This is a genomic window from Pseudonocardia oroxyli, from assembly GCF_900102195.1.
GTDB lineage: Bacteria > Actinomycetota > Actinomycetes > Mycobacteriales > Pseudonocardiaceae > Pseudonocardia > Pseudonocardia oroxyli.
This window is the reverse complement of the sequence record NZ_FNBE01000005.1, coordinates 204,384-219,066: the sequence shown is the minus strand read 5'-3', so window position 1 is coordinate 219,066 and position 14,683 is coordinate 204,384. Positions and strand designations below refer to the sequence as shown.

General features: G+C 73.8%; 17 protein-coding genes and 1 tRNA gene. 10 read left to right on the top strand and 8 right to left on the bottom strand.

The features are described 5' to 3' along the window. The first annotated feature begins 60 nt into the window (after positions 1-60). From BLS43_RS10070 to BLS43_RS10055, 4 genes are read left to right on the top strand one after another with little or no spacing between them, the layout of a single operon-like run. The gene (locus BLS43_RS10070; RefSeq protein ID WP_093080902.1) at positions 61-621 is read left to right on the top strand and encodes a hypothetical protein; all 561 of its coding nucleotides are present in this window, start codon (positions 61-63) and stop codon (positions 619-621) included. 32 nt (positions 622-653) lie between these two features. Then, positions 654-1,391 carry a YcnI family copper-binding membrane protein gene (locus tag BLS43_RS10065; RefSeq protein WP_093080899.1) on the top strand — a complete coding sequence of 246 codons (738 nt, stop codon included), beginning with the start codon at positions 654-656 and terminating at the stop codon, positions 1,389-1,391. Continuing rightward, positions 1,388-1,942, top strand: coding sequence for a copper resistance CopC family protein (locus BLS43_RS10060; protein WP_093080896.1), 555 nt, complete (start codon positions 1,388-1,390; stop codon positions 1,940-1,942). The genes BLS43_RS10065 and BLS43_RS10060 overlap by 4 nt, the downstream gene beginning before the upstream one ends. Before the next feature lie 16 nt (positions 1,943-1,958). Continuing rightward, complete coding sequence (locus tag BLS43_RS10055; protein WP_093080893.1) at positions 1,959-2,921, top strand: copper resistance D family protein; 963 nt, start codon at positions 1,959-1,961, stop codon at positions 2,919-2,921. On the opposite strand, the gene BLS43_RS10050 is transcribed toward BLS43_RS10055, so the two are convergent. The 3 genes from BLS43_RS10050 to BLS43_RS10040 form a co-directional block, all read right to left on the bottom strand. After that, a complete protein-coding gene (locus BLS43_RS10050) occupies positions 2,863-3,693 on the bottom strand; it encodes a pentapeptide repeat-containing protein (protein ID WP_093080890.1) in 831 nt (276 codons plus the stop codon). The genes BLS43_RS10055 and BLS43_RS10050 overlap by 59 nt on opposite strands. Before the next feature lie 10 nt (positions 3,694-3,703). Next, complete coding sequence (locus tag BLS43_RS10045; protein ID WP_176921265.1) at positions 3,704-5,032, bottom strand: dihydrolipoyl dehydrogenase family protein; 1,329 nt, start codon at positions 5,030-5,032, stop codon at positions 3,704-3,706. 140 nt (positions 5,033-5,172) lie between these two features. Beyond that, a complete protein-coding gene (locus BLS43_RS10040) occupies positions 5,173-5,835 on the bottom strand; it encodes an NAD(P)H-binding protein (protein ID WP_093080887.1) in 663 nt (220 codons plus the stop codon). Between the two features lie 310 nt (positions 5,836-6,145). Here BLS43_RS10040 and BLS43_RS10035 point away from each other — a divergent pair, with 310 nt between their 5' ends. Genes BLS43_RS10035 through BLS43_RS10025 form a run of 3 tightly spaced genes read left to right on the top strand, consistent with a single transcriptional unit; the run spans position 6,146 to position 8,958 of the window. Beyond that, the gene (locus BLS43_RS10035) at positions 6,146-7,174 is read left to right on the top strand and encodes an NAD(P)-dependent alcohol dehydrogenase (protein ID WP_093080882.1); all 1,029 of its coding nucleotides are present in this window, start codon (positions 6,146-6,148) and stop codon (positions 7,172-7,174) included. A 24-nt stretch (positions 7,175-7,198) separates the two neighbouring features. After that, a complete protein-coding gene (locus tag BLS43_RS10030) occupies positions 7,199-8,263 on the top strand; it encodes an amidohydrolase family protein (RefSeq protein WP_093080877.1) in 1,065 nt (354 codons plus the stop codon). Beyond that, entirely contained in the window at positions 8,260-8,958 is a 699-nt protein-coding gene (locus BLS43_RS10025) for an iron-sulfur cluster assembly protein (RefSeq protein WP_093080873.1), read from the top strand. The genes BLS43_RS10030 and BLS43_RS10025 overlap by 4 nt, the downstream gene beginning before the upstream one ends. 150 nt (positions 8,959-9,108) lie before the next feature. Here BLS43_RS10025 and BLS43_RS10020 read toward each other — a convergent pair whose 3' ends face one another. Genes BLS43_RS10020 through BLS43_RS10005 form a run of 4 tightly spaced genes read right to left on the bottom strand, consistent with a single transcriptional unit; the run spans position 9,109 to position 12,010 of the window. Further along, positions 9,109-9,828, bottom strand: coding sequence for a class I SAM-dependent methyltransferase (locus BLS43_RS10020; RefSeq protein ID WP_093080868.1), 720 nt, complete (start codon positions 9,826-9,828; stop codon positions 9,109-9,111). Further along, positions 9,825-10,151 (bottom strand): TfoX/Sxy family protein, encoded by a 327-nt coding sequence (locus tag BLS43_RS10015; protein WP_093080863.1) that lies wholly within the window; start codon positions 10,149-10,151, stop codon positions 9,825-9,827. Before BLS43_RS10015 ends, BLS43_RS10020 begins: the two co-directional genes overlap by 4 nt. Continuing rightward, a complete protein-coding gene (locus BLS43_RS10010) occupies positions 10,141-11,229 on the bottom strand; it encodes a 5-methyltetrahydropteroyltriglutamate--homocysteine S-methyltransferase (protein WP_093080858.1) in 1,089 nt (362 codons plus the stop codon). The genes BLS43_RS10015 and BLS43_RS10010 overlap by 11 nt, the downstream gene beginning before the upstream one ends. A 34-nt stretch (positions 11,230-11,263) precedes the next feature. After that, positions 11,264-12,010: an IclR family transcriptional regulator gene (locus BLS43_RS10005; RefSeq protein ID WP_093080853.1), complete on the bottom strand. Its 747-nt coding sequence runs from the start codon at positions 12,008-12,010 to the stop codon at positions 11,264-11,266. Between the two features lie 58 nt (positions 12,011-12,068). On the opposite strand from BLS43_RS10005, the gene BLS43_RS10000 reads away from it, so the two are divergent. Next, complete coding sequence (locus BLS43_RS10000; RefSeq protein WP_093081334.1) at positions 12,069-12,311, top strand: DUF2630 family protein; 243 nt, start codon at positions 12,069-12,071, stop codon at positions 12,309-12,311. 16 nt (positions 12,312-12,327) lie between these two features. Beyond that, the gene (locus BLS43_RS09995) at positions 12,328-12,927 is read left to right on the top strand and encodes a nucleoside/nucleotide kinase family protein (protein WP_093080848.1); all 600 of its coding nucleotides are present in this window, start codon (positions 12,328-12,330) and stop codon (positions 12,925-12,927) included. 105 nt (positions 12,928-13,032) lie between these two features. On the opposite strand, the gene BLS43_RS09990 is transcribed toward BLS43_RS09995, so the two are convergent. Further along, positions 13,033-13,118, bottom strand: a tRNA-Leu gene (locus tag BLS43_RS09990). Between the two features lie 199 nt (positions 13,119-13,317). Between BLS43_RS09990 and BLS43_RS09985 the strand changes: the two genes are divergently transcribed. Then, a complete protein-coding gene (locus tag BLS43_RS09985; protein ID WP_093080843.1) occupies positions 13,318-14,601 on the top strand; it encodes an FHA domain-containing protein in 1,284 nt (427 codons plus the stop codon). The last annotated feature ends 82 nt before the right edge of the window (positions 14,602-14,683 follow it).

Below are 14,683 nucleotides of genomic sequence, written 5' to 3'. Positions count from 1 at the left end.
GCTGAGTCGGCGGCCACCTGCGCCACTGATCGTCGCGGCCACGGGCTACGGTCTGTGGCTGTGTCGTCGGCCGATCGAGCACGGACCCGTCCCCCGTCCGGGGTCGGTCCGCACGCCCGCCCGGTCCCGCGCGGCCTCGCCCTGGTCTCGCTGACGGCGCTGCTCAGCGCGCTCGGCCACCTGGCGGGCGGCGGCACCCTGCCCGATCTGGGGCTGCTGCTCGTGCTGCTCCCCCTGCTGGCGCTGGTCGTCACCTCGCTCGCCGAACGGATCCGGGGCCGGTTCGCCGTGCTCGGCACGCTCGGTGCGGGTCAGCTCGTCCTGCACGAGCTCCTGGTGCTGTTCGGCCACGACCACGCGGGCCCGGTCGACGCTCCCCGGATGCTCGCCATGCACGCCGTGGCCACCGTGCTGTCCGGGCTGCTGCTCGCGCACGTCGACGCCCTGCTGGCCGCGGTCGGCCACGCGCTGCGGCGGGTGGTCCCCCGCCGTCCCGGCACCCCGGTCGTCACGCCGCGGGTGCGGACGTGGGTCACGCCCGAGGCGTCCTCGGGGCACGTCCGGCGGGCCGCGGTCGGGGCGCTCGGCCTGCGCGGTCCTCCGGTGGCGTCCGCTCCCTGACCGGATCCGGACCCACCTCACAGAGGACACCCATGTTCACCGTTCGTCGTACCGCCCTGCGCGCGAGCGCCGTGGCCGCCGTCGCAGGCGGGCTGCTGCTCGCCGGCACCGTGCCCGCGTTCGCGCACGTCACCGCCCAGCCCGGCACCGCCGAGCAGGGCGGCTACACCGTGATCACCTTCCGCGTGCCCAACGAGTCGAGCACAGCGGGCACCACGAAGCTGCAGGTCAACCTGCCCGTCGACCACCCCATCACCTCGGCGCGGACCACGCCGCAGCCCGGCTGGACGGCCGAGGTCACCAAGGGCACGCTGCCCGCGCCCGTGGACGTGGACGGCACCCAGGTGACCGAGGCCGTCACCGCCGTCACCTGGACCGCGCAGCCGGGCACCCGCATCGGGCCGGGCCAGTACGTCGACTTCCCGCTGTCGGTGGGGCCGCTGCCGACCGGGGTCGACGAGATCGTGCTGCCCGCCGTCCAGACCTACGACGACGGCCGCGTCGTCTCGTGGGACCAGCCGACCGTCGCCGGGGCGGAGGAGCCGGAGCACCCGGCGCCGACCGTCACGCTGACGCCGGCCACCGGAGGTGGACACGGCGCGCACGGGGGTGGGGACACCGCCGCCGCGGCGGGCACCACCGACACGACCGCGCGCTGGCTCGGCGGCGTCGGGCTGCTGCTCGGCGCGCTGGGCCTCGGGCTCGGCGGCGGCGCGCTGCTGCGCAGCAGGCGGTCGGGCGCCGAGCCGAAGGAGAAGGTGGACGCATGAGGAGGCTCGTCGCGGCGGGTGTGCTCGCCGTGCTCGCGATGCTGGTGGGTGCCGCGCCCGCCTTCGCCCACGCCCAGTTCGAGGGCAGCGACCCCGCGGACGGGGCCAGCCTCGCCACCGGGCCCCAGACGGTGACGCTGACCTTCAGCGACACCATGCAGCAAGGCTTCAACACGATCACGGTGACCGGCCCGGACGGCGCGCAGTACCAGGCCGCGGGCGACCCGAAGGCACAGGACACCACCGTCAGCATCGGGGTGAACCCGCTCGGCCCGGCCGGGGTCTACCAGATCGGCTACCGCGTGCTGTCCGACGACGGCCACCCCATCACCGGGCAGATCGGGTTCACCCTGACCCAGCCGGGGCCCGGGGCCGGCACGCAGGCCGCCGCCCCGACGGCCGCGGCGCCCACCTCGCAGGCACCCGTCGCCCAGGCGGCGCAGGAGGACCAGGAGTCCGGCGGCATGCCCGTCTGGCCGTGGATCGTCGGCGCGATCGTGCTGGTCGGCGCCGGTGTGGTGGTCGCGATGCGGCTCGGGAGGTCCTCGTGACCGGGACCGCCCGCTGATGGGGGCGCCGACCGCGGCCCGCTCCACGGAGCGGTTCCTGCCGCTGTTGTGGGCGCTGATCGCGGTCGGCGTCGCCCTCGCCGCGGGCGTCCTGGTGGCGGCGGGCGGGGTCACCCTCGCCGCCACCGGGGCCCGCGGGCTGACCGACGCGGCCGCGGTCGCCTGCGTCGGGTTGGGGCTGGTCACCGTGTTGGTCCCGACGAGCGCCCGGGACGCCACGGGGCTCGCCGTGATCCGCCGCGGCGACCGGTGGACCGTGCCCGCGGCGGGCCTGTGGCTGGCCGCGGTGCTGGTGTCGGCGGTGCTGCGCAGCGCCGAGGCCTTCGGGGTCTCCCCCGCCGCCCTCACCGGGGGGCAGGTGGTCGCGTTCGGCACCCGGGTCGCCGCGGGCCGCGGCATCCTGCTGACCGCGCTCTGCGCGCTCGTGGTGCTGGGCTGCGCGATCGCCCGGCTGCGCGCGCCCGAGTCGGTGCCCGGGCGGGTCGTGCTGGTCGCGGCGCTGCTCGGCGCGCTCACCCCCGGGGTCACCGGGCACACCGGGACCTCGCCGGACCACCAGCTCGCGGTCGTCACGGTGGCGCTGCACGTGGGGGCGGCGGCGCTGTGGGTCGGCGGCCTGGCCGTCCTGCTGGTGCTGATCGCGCCGCAGCGGCGGCTGCGCGAGAAGGCGATCCCGCGGTTCTCCCGGATCGCGACGGTCTGCGTCGTCGGGACCGGGCTCACCGGCATCGCCAACGCGGTGCTCCGCCTCCCCACCCTCGGCGCGCTCGTGACCAGCGGCTACGGCGCGCTGCTGCTGACCAAGACCGGTCTGATCGTCCTGCTCGCCCTGCTCGGTGCACTCGCCCGACGACGGCTGCAGCGCGGCACCCTGCCCGTGCTCCGCTGGGCGGGGATCGAGGTCACCGTGATGGCCGTGACGATCGGCGTCGCCGCGGCGCTGAGCCAGACCGCACCCTGAGCCAGTGCGCGGGCGCGGCGAACCCGCGCGGCAGCCGGGTGGTGGCGTCGCCGCGGGCGGCGGTGAGCTGCGGCGGGGTCAGGAAGAGCACCTCCCGGAGGTCGGCGCCCTCCAGTCGCGCGCCGCGCAGGTCGGCACCCGTGACGTCCGCGCCACGCAGGTCCGCACCCCGCAGGTCGGCGCCGAGCAGCAGCGCACCGCGCAGGGACGCCCGGCGCAGGTCCGCGCCCCGCAACGAGGCCCCGACCAGCTGCGCGCCGCGGTGGTCCGGACCGCCTCCCCGCACCCGGGCGCTCGCCTCGGTGAGCAGCGGGTTGACCGCGCCCCGGCGGGCGTCGACGTCCTCCCCGGCCAGCTCCGCAGGCCCCTGCGCGACCACGCCCTCCAGGTCCCGCCGGGCCGCCCGCAGCCGCCGGAGCAGGTCGTCCTCCCCGGCCACCCCGTCCATCAGGCCCTCGGCCTCGACGACGTAGCGGAGCAGTTCGTGCAGGTCACGCAGCCGCGGGAAGGCGGCGAACGCGTCCTCGCGCCGCTCGACCCGCGCGGTCAGCGCCTGACCCGCACCGAAGCAGTCGAACACCGTGCAGCCGACCATCCCCCGCTCCCGCAGCACGGCGTGCTGGTCGCAGCGGGCGTCGGTGGTCAAGTGGGCGCAGGGGGTGCCTGCGGGCTTGGTGAACGCGAAGTCCGAGGAGCGCTCGAACGCGGGCACCACGCAGCACAGCCCGGTGCACCGCGTGCAGTCCGCCCGCAGGTCCTCGAGCTCGATCACCGGCCCGACGCTACGCTCGGCCCGCCCGGTAGGCCTCCAGCAGCCGCAGCCACACCTCGCTGATCGTGGGGAAGGCCGGCACGGCGTGCCACAGCCGCCCGAGCGGCACCTCGCCCACGATCGCGATCGTGGCCGCGTGCAGCATCTCGGCCACGTCCTGGCCCACGAACGTCGCGCCCACGATCACCTCGCGGGCGGGGTCGACGACCATGATCGCCTTGCCGTCGTAGCCGTCCGCCTCCAGGGAGGACCCGGCCACCGCGATGTCGATCACGATCTCGCGGTCGCCGGGGCCCGCCGTCCGTCCGACGTGCGCGACCTCGGGATCGGTGAACACCACCTGCGGCACGGCGACGTGGTCCGCGGTGGCGGCGTACTCGCTCCACGGCGCCGGGTCGACCGACCGCCCGGCGGCGCGCGCGACGATCGCCGCGCCCGCGATGCGCGCCTCGTACTTGCCCTGGTGGGTCAGCGGCGCCCTGCCCGCGACGTCCCCGACCGCGTACAGCCAGTCGCCGAGCACGAGCCCGGAGTCGTCCGCCTCGACCCCGTCGAGCCCCACGGACTCCAGCCCCAGGTCCGCGGTGTTCGCTCGGCGGCCCGTGGCCAGCAGCAGCTCGTCGACCTCGATCGTCTCCGCACCCACCGTCAGGAGGATCCCGGGGGCGACGGCGTCGAGCCCCGCGTACCGGACGTCCACTCCGTCGGCGCGCAGGCCCGCCTCGACCTTCTCGGCCACTACCTCCTCGAACGCGGGCAGCAGCCGGCCGCGGACGAGCATCGTGACCTGCGCGCCCAGCCGGGCGTAGGCCTGCGCCATCTCGCACCCCACGACCCCGCCGCCGAGCACGCCGAGCCGGGGCGGCACCGCGTCCGCCGAGGTCGCCTCGCGGGAGCCCCACGTGCGCACGGAGTCGATCCCCGGGATCGGCGGGCGGACCGGGGAGCTCCCGGTGGCGAGGACGACGGCCCGGCGGGCGGTCAGCGTCTGCTCCCCGACCTGGACCCGCTTCTCCCCCACGAGCCGCCCATGGCCCCTGACCAGGGTGATCCCGGCGGAGGCGACCCACTCGGCCTGGCCGGAGTCGTCACCGCGGGAGGTGAAGTAGTCCCGCCGGGCGAACACCGCCTTCGGGTCGAACTCGGCGGTGACGCCGGGCAGCCTGCGCGCCGCCGCCACCGCCATCGGGGTGCGCAGCAGCGCCTTCGACGGGATGCACGCCCAGTAGGAGCACTCCCCACCGACGCGCTCCGCCTCCACCAACGCGACCGACAGCCCGCCCTGGTGCGCGTAGTCGGCGGCGTTCTCCCCCACCGGACCCGCGCCGATCACGATCACGTCGTACTCGCTCACGCTGCCTCGCTCCAGCTCGTTCGAGTGCGCTCGGCGCACGTTTCGTGCTCACACTGCTGCATGATCGCGAGTTCCGTGCACCGGGTGCTCCGCGAACAGCACTCAGCGCACGAAACGTGCCGCCCTCACTTCTGCACCGCCGCCACCGCACCGACGATGTCGTCCGTGCCGCCCATCAGCTCCAGGGTCAGGCCCGCCGTGCCCGGCGCCTCCAGCACGGCGGCCAGGACCGCGGCCACGTCGTCCCGGGTCACGTCCACCCGATCGAGCGGCCCGGTGGACAGCGCCACCTTGCCGACACCCGGATCGTCGGTCAGGGTGCCCGGGCGCACGATCGTGAGGTCCAGGTCCGAGCGGCCCCGCAGGGCGTCCTCCGCGGCCTTCTTCGCCGCGACGTAGGCCGCCCACACCTCGCCGCGCGCGGGGTCGACCGGCTGGTCCACCCCCGTCGCCGACACCAGCACGTACCGGCGCACCCCCGCCTGGGCGGCCGCGTCCGCCAGCAGCACGGCCGCGGCGCGGTCGACGGTGTCCTTGCGCGCCGCCGTGCTCCCCGGACCCGCGCCGGCCGCGAACACCACCGCGTCCGCCCCCTTCAACGCGGGCGTGAGATCGGCCGCCGAGGCGGACTCGAGGTCCAGCACGACGGCCGACGCCCCGGTCTGTTCGACGTCCGCCCGGTGGTCCGGGTTGCGCACCACCCCGACCACCTCGTGGCCCTGGTTCGCCAGCAGCGTGGCGAGCCGGAGTGCGATCTTGCCGTGTCCCCCGGCGATGACAGTCCGCATGGGACCGACGCTACTGACACTCGCGGACCCGCGCCCGTCGCCCGACTCGCGCGCGACTGCCCCTCCCGACGGGTGGGTTGTCGCAGGATGAGACAGGTCGACGAGTCGATCAGGCCGGCCGCGCGGACCTGCTTCCGGCGCAGGTCAGAGCCGCCTCCGGACGACCCGCAAGATCATCTCATTCCGAGCCGGCACGACGGTCGGAGTCCGATTAGTTCTTTTTCTCACCTACTGGAATCCCTCGACTTGTGACTCCGCACACCCGGATAGACGGTGATCGCGACCACATCGACTCGCGAGGAGGTGCGGCGTGAAGGCCGTCCGGGTGCACGCTTATCACTCCGATCCCACGATCGACGACATTCCGGAGCCCACGCTCCAGGGCCCGCTGGACGTCATCGTCAAGATCGGTGGAGCCGGGGTCTGCCGAACCGACCTGCACATCATCAACGGGGACTGGGCGGAGGCGCAGAACCCCGAGCTGCCGTACGTGATCGGCCACGAGAACGCGGGCTGGATCGAGGCGGTCGGCGAAGGGGTCACCAACGTCGCCGTCGGCGACACGGTGATCCTGCACCCGCAGCCGTCGTGCGGGCTCTGTCTCGCCTGCCGACGGGGCCGGGACATGCAGTGCGAGGCCGCGTTCTTCCCCGGCCTGTCGAACAACGACGGGGGGATGGCCGAGTACCTGCGGACCACCGCCCGGGCCTGCATCAAGCTCGACCCGAGCACCAACCCCGCGGACGTCGCGGCGTTGGCGGACGCGGGCATCACCGCCTACCACGCGGTGCGCAAGGCGGTCCCCGACCTGTTCCCCGGCACCACCGCGGTGGTCCAGGGCGTCGGCGGTCTGGGCCACATCGCGGTCCAGGCGCTGGCGGCGATCACCGGCACGCGGATCGTCGTGGTGGACCGCAACCCCGATGCGCTGGCGCTGGCCAAGCAGATCGGCGCCGACGAGACCGTGCTCGCCGACGGCACCCACATCGACGCCGTCAAGGACCTCACGAACGGTCGCGGCGGGGACGTGGTGTTCGACTTCGTCGCCGAGCAGGGCGCCGAGCTCGACGCCTGGCAGATGACCGCCCCGGCCGGGTCGCAGTACGTGCTCGGCTACGGCGGTGAGTTCAAGGCCCCGACGCTGGACTTCGTCGGCGGCGAGAAGAACGTGATCGGCAACATCGTCGGCACCTACGCCGACCTGACCGAGCTGATGGTCCTGGCCCAGGCCGGGAAGGTCACGCTCCACACGAAGCAGTACCCGCTGGATGCGGCCCTCGACGCCCTCCACGATCTCGACGCCGGCCGGGTCCGGGGCCGGGCGATCTTGGTTCCGTAAGCGCTGACGGAAGGACACCACCACATGTACGAGAAAGACGGAGAGAAGTACTTCGTCGTCGACTCCCACAGTCACTTCTGGGACGCGTCCAAGGAGAACTGGGTCGAGGGCAAGGAGCAGTTCGCCAAGGGATGGATCGACTGCTTCTACGGCTACCACCAGCTCGGCCCGCCCGAGACCCACTGGGACTGGGAGCACTACCTCAAGGTGTCGCCCGAGGACTTCGAGCGGGACATGTTCGTCGAGGGCCACGTCGACTACGCGATCTTCCAGTCGACCTACCTGAAGGAGTGGTACAAGGACGGGTTCAACACCGTCGACCAGAACGGTGCGCTGCTGGAGAAGTGGGGCGACCGACTGATCGTCAACGGGCGCTTCGACCCGCGAGACGGTGACGCCGGGCTCAAGCAGCTCGAGGCGGACGTCGCGAAGTACAAGCACAAGGGCGTGAAGCTCTACACCGCGGAGTGGAACGGCGACTCCCGCGGCTACAAGCTGACCGACCCCGAGGCGTACCGCTTCCTGCAGGCCGCGCAGGACCTGGGGATCAAGAACGTCCACGTCCACAAGGGCCCCACGATCTGGCCGCTGGACAAGGACGCGTTCGACGTCGCGGACGTCGACCACGCCGCCACGGACTTCCAGGGGCTCAACTTCATCGTCGAGCACGTGGGTCTGCCGCGCATCGAGGACTTCTGCTTCATGGCGGTCCAGGAGCCGAACGTCTACGCCGGACTCTCCGTCGTGGTCGGCGGCCTCATGCACGCCCGCCCGAAGTTCTTCGCGAAGGTCATGGGCGAGCTGCTGTTCTGGGTCGGCGAGGACAAGATGCTCTTCGGCGGCGACTACAACATCTGGGTGCCGAAGTGGCAGGTCGAGGGCCTGGTCGACTGGCAGATGCCGGACGACGACCAGTTCGCCGACTACCCGCGGCTCACCACCGCGTCCAAGAAGAAGATCCTCGGGCTCAACGCGGCGAAGCTCTACGACATCCCGGTGCCCGCGGAGCTGCAGCTCCCGACCACCGCGGGTGACGCCGAGGCGCCGGGCGAGGACCTCGTCGAGGACCGGGCGGGTGCCCAGGCATGACCGATCTGCCCGCTGAGGTCTGGCGGGCGCTGGGGACGGTGCTCGACCCCGAGCTCGACGAACCGATCACGGATCTCGAGTTCGTGGAGTCGTGCACCGTCTCCCCCTCGGGGGACGTCTCCGTGGGTCTGCGCCTGCCGACCTTCTTCTGCGCCCCCAACTTCTCCTTCCTGATGGTCGCGGACGCCTACGACGCGGTGTCCGCGGTCCCCGGCGTCACGCACGCGGCGGTGACCCTGGCCGACCACGCCCACGCCGACGAGATCAACGGGGGCGTGGCGGCGCACTCCGGGTTCGTCGGGTCCTTCGAGGGGGAGGCCTCCGCCGAGCTCGACGAGCTGCGGCACACCTTCCTGTCGAAGGCCGCGTTGGCCGGGCAGGACCGGCTGGCCAGGCCGTTCGTCGACGAGGGCATGGGGCCGGACGAGCTGGCCGGGCTCACCCTGTCCGAGGTGCCGGACTCGATGGAGCTGCGCAGGCTCCGCGACCGCCGGGCCGCGATCGGCCTGCCCTACGGCGACGAGGCGCCGCTGCTGATCCACGGCGACGGCTCCCGCGTCACCGCGGCCCAGGTCCCGCTGCACCTGCGGCGGGCGCGGCTGCAGCGGGTCGGCATCGAGACCAACGGCGAGTACTGCAAGAGCCTGCTGAAGGTCCGGTACCCCGAGCGGAGCGGCTCCGCCGCCCGTGCGTGACGAGTGGTGCTCTGGCACCACTCGCCACGCACGACCCCGGGTCACCACTCGCCGGTCGCGAGGGCCCGGACGACGGCGACCGGTACGGCGGCGCGCAGCAGGCCGCCGCCGTACCGGGCTCGTGAGTGGTAAGTGGTGCCAGAGCACCACTTACCGCGCACGGGCCGGGACGGCGTCCATGACCCGGAAGAGGTTCTCCAGCCGGTAACCCGCCCCCACCCGCCGCGGCGCGAAGGTCGCCAGGACGGCCTCCCGGACGGCGGCGGGCCCCGCCCGGTTCGCCGCGAACCGGCCGAGATCGGACTGCAGCAGCGGTCCGACCAGGGCGTCCTCGTCCGGGTAGGCGAACGGGCTGCGCACCTCGTCGAGGGCGAGGACCTCGAGCCCGGCCAGGCCCGCGACCTTGCGGAACCGGTCCGGCTCGGTCAACGGCGGCGGGCCCGCGGGCGTGCGGCGCTGCGAACGGGGCGGGAGGAACGGCTCGAGCGCCTCGCCGAACAGGCGGATGTCCGACTCCTCCTCGCGGCCCCAGACCGTCGCCCGCACCCGGCCCCCGACCCGGGCCGCCTCCTGCAGCACCTTGACCGGGTTGGTGACGTGCGCGAGCACCTGGACCAGCGCGACCAGGTCGTACGCGCCCTCGAGCTGGTGGGCGTCGCCGAGCACGAACCGTGCCGTGGGCGCGGTCTTCTCGGCCTGCGCCAACGCCGCCCGGCTGGAGTCCAGACCGGTCACCCGCATGCCGCAGGACTCGGCGAACGCGGCGAACACGCCGGGCCCGCACCCGACGTCCAGCACGGTGGAGCCCTCCGGGATCCCGCGCAGGACCACCTCGTACAACGGGGCGCCCCAGCCCTCCGGGGAGCTCATTTCGGCGGCAGGGTGTGCACGTAGGCCACGCCCTCGTCCACCCAGAACGCGAGATCCGGGACCTCGTCCGCCTCGGGCGAGCCGACCACGCGCAGCCAGCCGTCCATCTCCCGGCCACCCATGACCATGCGCGACGCGTTCGGCCGCTCCAGCAGCGCGGGGGCCTCCTTCGGGTCCACCCGCACCATCAGCCCGCCGCGGCCGGAGGCGCAGACGGCCATGTGCCCGTTCACCAGGAACGCGAGCCCGCCGAACATCCGCTTCTCCACCGCGTCGGGGACGAGGTCTCGGAGCCGCTCGGCCAGACCCTCGTCATAGGGCACCCCAGACCTCCTCGGCGACCTGCACGATCAGCCGCAGCTTGGCCTGCTCCTCCTCGATCGTCAACGCGTTGCCCTCCACGGTCGACGAGAAGCCGCACTGCGGGGACAGGCACAGCTGGTCGAGCGGGACGTAGCGGGCCGCCTCGTCGATCCGGCGCTTGAGCGCGTCCGCCGACTCCAGCCGCCCGTTCTTCGTGGTGACCAGCCCCAGCACCACCTGCTTGCCCGGCGGCACGAACCGCAGCGGGGCGAAGCCACCGGAGCGCTCGTCGTCGAACTCGAGGAAGAAGCCGTCCACGGCGAGCTCGCCGAAGAGGGCCTCCGCGACGTAGTCGTACCCGCCCTCCGCCGCCCACGACGAGCGGTAGTTGCCGCGGCACATGTGCGTGGTGACGCGCATGTCCGCGGGCCGGTCGGCGATCGCCGCGTTGATCTGCCGGATGTAGCGCAGGTGGTCGGCGTCGGAGTGGGCGGCGCGCTGGGCGGGGTCGTTGAGGTAGGCGAGGCTGGTGTCGTCGAGCTGCAGGTAGCGGCAGCCGAGCTCGCCCAGCGCGCGCACCTCGTCCGCGTAGGCGGCGGACAGGTCGGCCCAGAACTGCTCGACGTCCGGGTAGACGGCCGGGTCGATGGCGGCCGTGCCGCCGCGGTAGTGGACCATGCTCGGGCTCGGGATCGTCAGCTTCGGCGTGGCGGTGGTGACGGTGTCGCGGAGGAACGTGAAGGCGTCCGCGAAGATCGGCTCGCGGAGCTCGATCGGCGAGGTGATCGCCAGCCCGGCGCTGGTGAACGAGTTCTCGCCCTCGGCGTTGACCATGCGGACCCGGATCTGCTCGTCCGTCTGCGTGACGCCGCCGAGGCCGTAGATGAAGTCCATGTGCCACGACGTGCGGCGGAACTCGCCGTCCGTGGCGGCGCGCAGGCCGAGGTCCTCCTGCATGCGCACGACGTCCCGGATGGCGGCGTCCTCGATCGCCCGCAGGTCGGGCGATCCCGCCGCCCTGGCGTCGAGGAGCTCCTTCGGTCGGAGCAGGGAGCCGACGTGGTCGGCGCGGAACGGGGGCTCGGTACGGGGCGCCATGGGCAGACCGTAGCGCCGGAGGGCCGGGCCGCGCTCAGGGAACGGGACGCGCGCGCAGGGCCTCCCCGACCCGGTCGGCCCCGGCGCGCACGATCTCCTCCAGCCGCGCCCGGCGCGCGGTGAAGTCCGACCGCGACACCGCGACCCCCACCGCCGCCGTGCCGCGCGCGACGGCGATCTCCGCGACCTCGCGGTGGAACTCCTCCACCGCGATGGCCGCCCCCGCGCTGCGCACGCGGTGCAGCTCGCGGTCGAGCCCGGAGCGGTGGGCCACGGTGCGCGGGGTGAAGGCGGGCAACCCGCCGCTGCCGACGATCGCGGTGACCGTGGCGGCGGTCATGTCCGCGAGCAGGGCCCGACCCAGGGCCGTGGCGTGCGGCGGCGCGGGCTCGCCGACCCGCAGCCCGAGCCTGCCGGGATGGTCGGTGCACAGGTCGACGTGGGCGACGACGACCGCGTCGTCCCGCAGGACGGCGAGGTAGGCCGCGGCCCCGGCCTCCTCGTGGACGGCGTGCACCGCCGCGCGGACCTCCGGCGCGGGGCGCACCTGCCCGACCAGCCCGCGGTGCAGCTCGGCGACCTTGTAGCCGAGCCCGTAGCCGCGCACCTCGTGCAGCCGCACCAGGTACCCCTCCTCGACCAGGGTGCCGAGGGTCCGGTAGGCCGTGGGCAGGGGGCACCCGAGCCGCCGCGCGACGGCCTTGGCCGTGACCCCGTCGCCCAGCGCCGACACGGCCTCGAGCACCCGCAGCGCCCGCACCAGCGAGCCACCCTGCTCCATGCGGTCAGCCCGCGGAACGACGGTTTGCGCCTGGGGTCACCGGGCTAGTGTGGCCCACATGGCAGACGAAGGGCTTCGACACCGGATCACCGAACTGGTCGACGAGGAGCACCGGCTGGAGCGGGCGCACGTGGGCACCCCGCTGTCCGACGAGGAGAAGGCCCGCCTCGACCAGATCAACGTGGACCTCGACCGGTGCTGGGACCTGCTCCGGCAGCGGGACGCCCGCCGGGCCGCGGGCCAGGACCCGGACGAGGCGCAGACCCGGGACGCGTCGGTGGTGGAGAACTACCGGCAGTGAGCCTGAGGAGCCCCGAGTGAGCTTCCGCCCCACCACGCGGGAGGCCCTCGCCGACGAGCTGGCGGCCCGCGCCGAGAAGCTCTCCGGTCGGGTCCGGGTGATCGTCGACGGGCCGCCGCCCGCGGACCCGGACGGGCTCGGCGCGGCGGTCGCGGAGGAGCTGCGGCTGCGCGGGCGCGCCGCGGTCGCGGTGCGCGCCCGGGACTTCCTGCGCCCCGCCTCGCTGCGGCTGGAGTACGGCCACCACGACGAGGACATGTTCCTCGACGGCTGGCTGGACGTCGGCGCCCTGCTGCGCGAGGTCCTCGGGGACGGCCCGGTGCTGCCGCGGCTCTGGGACGCCGAGCGGGACCGGGCCTACCGCGCGGAGTACGCGGACCTGGGCGACGAGGGCGTCGTGGTGCTCAGCGGGTCCCTGCTGCTGGGCCGCGGCCTGCCGGTCGAGCTGGTCGCGCACCTGCACATGGGCCGGGCCGCGCTCGGGCGGCGGACCCCGCCCGAGGAGCGCTGGACCCTGCCCGTCTTCGAGCGCTACGAGCGCGAACGGGACCCCTCCGGCGAGGCGGACGTGCTGGTCATGGCCGACCATCCCGACCGGCCCGCCATGCGCGGGTAGTGCCGCGCCACAGGAGGTCGACACCTACCATTCGGCGCAGCAAGGGGGCCCCTGAACGACCGAAGGCCCGCACGCGGCGGGCCTTCAGAGCTGATCCGGGGGATCTGGTGGGCGAGGAGGGAGTTGAACCCTCACGTCCTTTCGGACACACGGACCTGAACCGTGCGCGTCTGCCATTCCGCCACTCGCCCGAGCGACGGGGGAAAAGCTAGCACGACCACCGGATCACCCCGAGCAGGGGGGTCCCCCCGGCCTCGACGGCGTGATCGTCCAGCGCGCGCGGGCGGACGGTCACCGCACCACCGGGTCGGGTGTCACCGGCCCGCGACCTACCACGGATACGATCGGGGCAGCCGGTAACACGCCGCGCGGTGAGGAAAGGGAGATCGAGTGGGTCCTGTCGATCGCTTCGAGCGCCGTCTGCAAGGGATGGTGGGCGATGCCTTCGCACGGGTCTTCGGTGGCAGTGTCGTCCCCCAGGAGGTGGCGCAGGCGCTGTTGCAGGAGGCCGAGGACAACCGTCGGCAGTTGGCCGGCGGCCGGATCCTGGCCCCCAACCGCTACACCGTCCAGCTCAGCCCCGCCGATCTCGATCGCATGGCGGGGGACACCGCGGGGGTCGTCGACTCGCTCTCCGCGCACGTCGCCGCACAACTCGCCGACCAGGGATGGGACACCTACGGCGAGGTCGTAGTCTTCCTGGAGCGCTCCGAGGCGCTGCACACGGGACAGTTCCGCACCCGCTCGGCCGTCGACCCCGACGCCTCCCGTCGGATCGCCGTACCAGAACGCAACGCAGAGGATGCACCCATGAGCCAGCAACCGGGCCACCCCGAGGAGAACGGGCAGTACGGCTACGACCGTGGCAACGCCCCCTACGGCCAGCAGACCTACGCGCCCCAGCAGGGCGAGCAGGGCTACGGCCAGCAGCCCCCGCAGGGCGGCTACGGGCAGCAGCCGGGGCAGCAGGGCTACGACCAGCAGGGGTACGGCCAGCAGTACGGCGGCCAGCCCCAGCAGGGCGGCTACGACCAGCAGGGCTACGGCGCCCCGCAGGGCGGCTACGACCAGGGTGGTTACGGCCAGCAGGGCTACGGCCAGCCCCAGCAGGGCGGCTACGACCAGCAGGGCTACGGCGGCCAGCCGAACTACGGCGGCCAGCAGGGCGGCTACGACCAGGGCTACCAGCAGGGCGGCTACGGCCAGCCCGGCTACGGCCAGCCCCAGGGCTACGACCAGGGCTACCAGCAGGGCGGCGGCTACGGCGGCGGCCAGCAGGGCTACGGCGGCCAGCAGTACGACCAGGGCTACGACGGCGGCTACGACCAGGGCGGCTACGGCCAGCAGCAGGGTTGGGGCGGCCAGCCCGGCTACGGCCAGCCGCAGCTGCAGGCCTCGCTGACCCTGGACGACGGCTCGGGCCGCAGCTACCAGCTGACCGAGGGCACCCACGTCATCGGCCGCGGGCAGGACTCCAACTTCCGCCTCCCGGACACCGGTGTGTCCCGGCGGCACCTGGAGGTCTCGTTCGACGGGCGCGGCGCCACCCTGTCCGACCTCGGCTCCACCAACGGCACCACGGTGAACGGCAACCCGGTGCAGCAGTGGCAGCTCACGGACGGGGACGTCATCCGCGTGGGCCACTCGAGCCTGGTCTTCCGCACCCAGGGCTGACCGCCCGACCGGGGGACGTGCACGGGGTCGGTACTCTGCACCGACCCTGCCGTCCCCATGCCTGAAGAAGGAGTCACCGGCG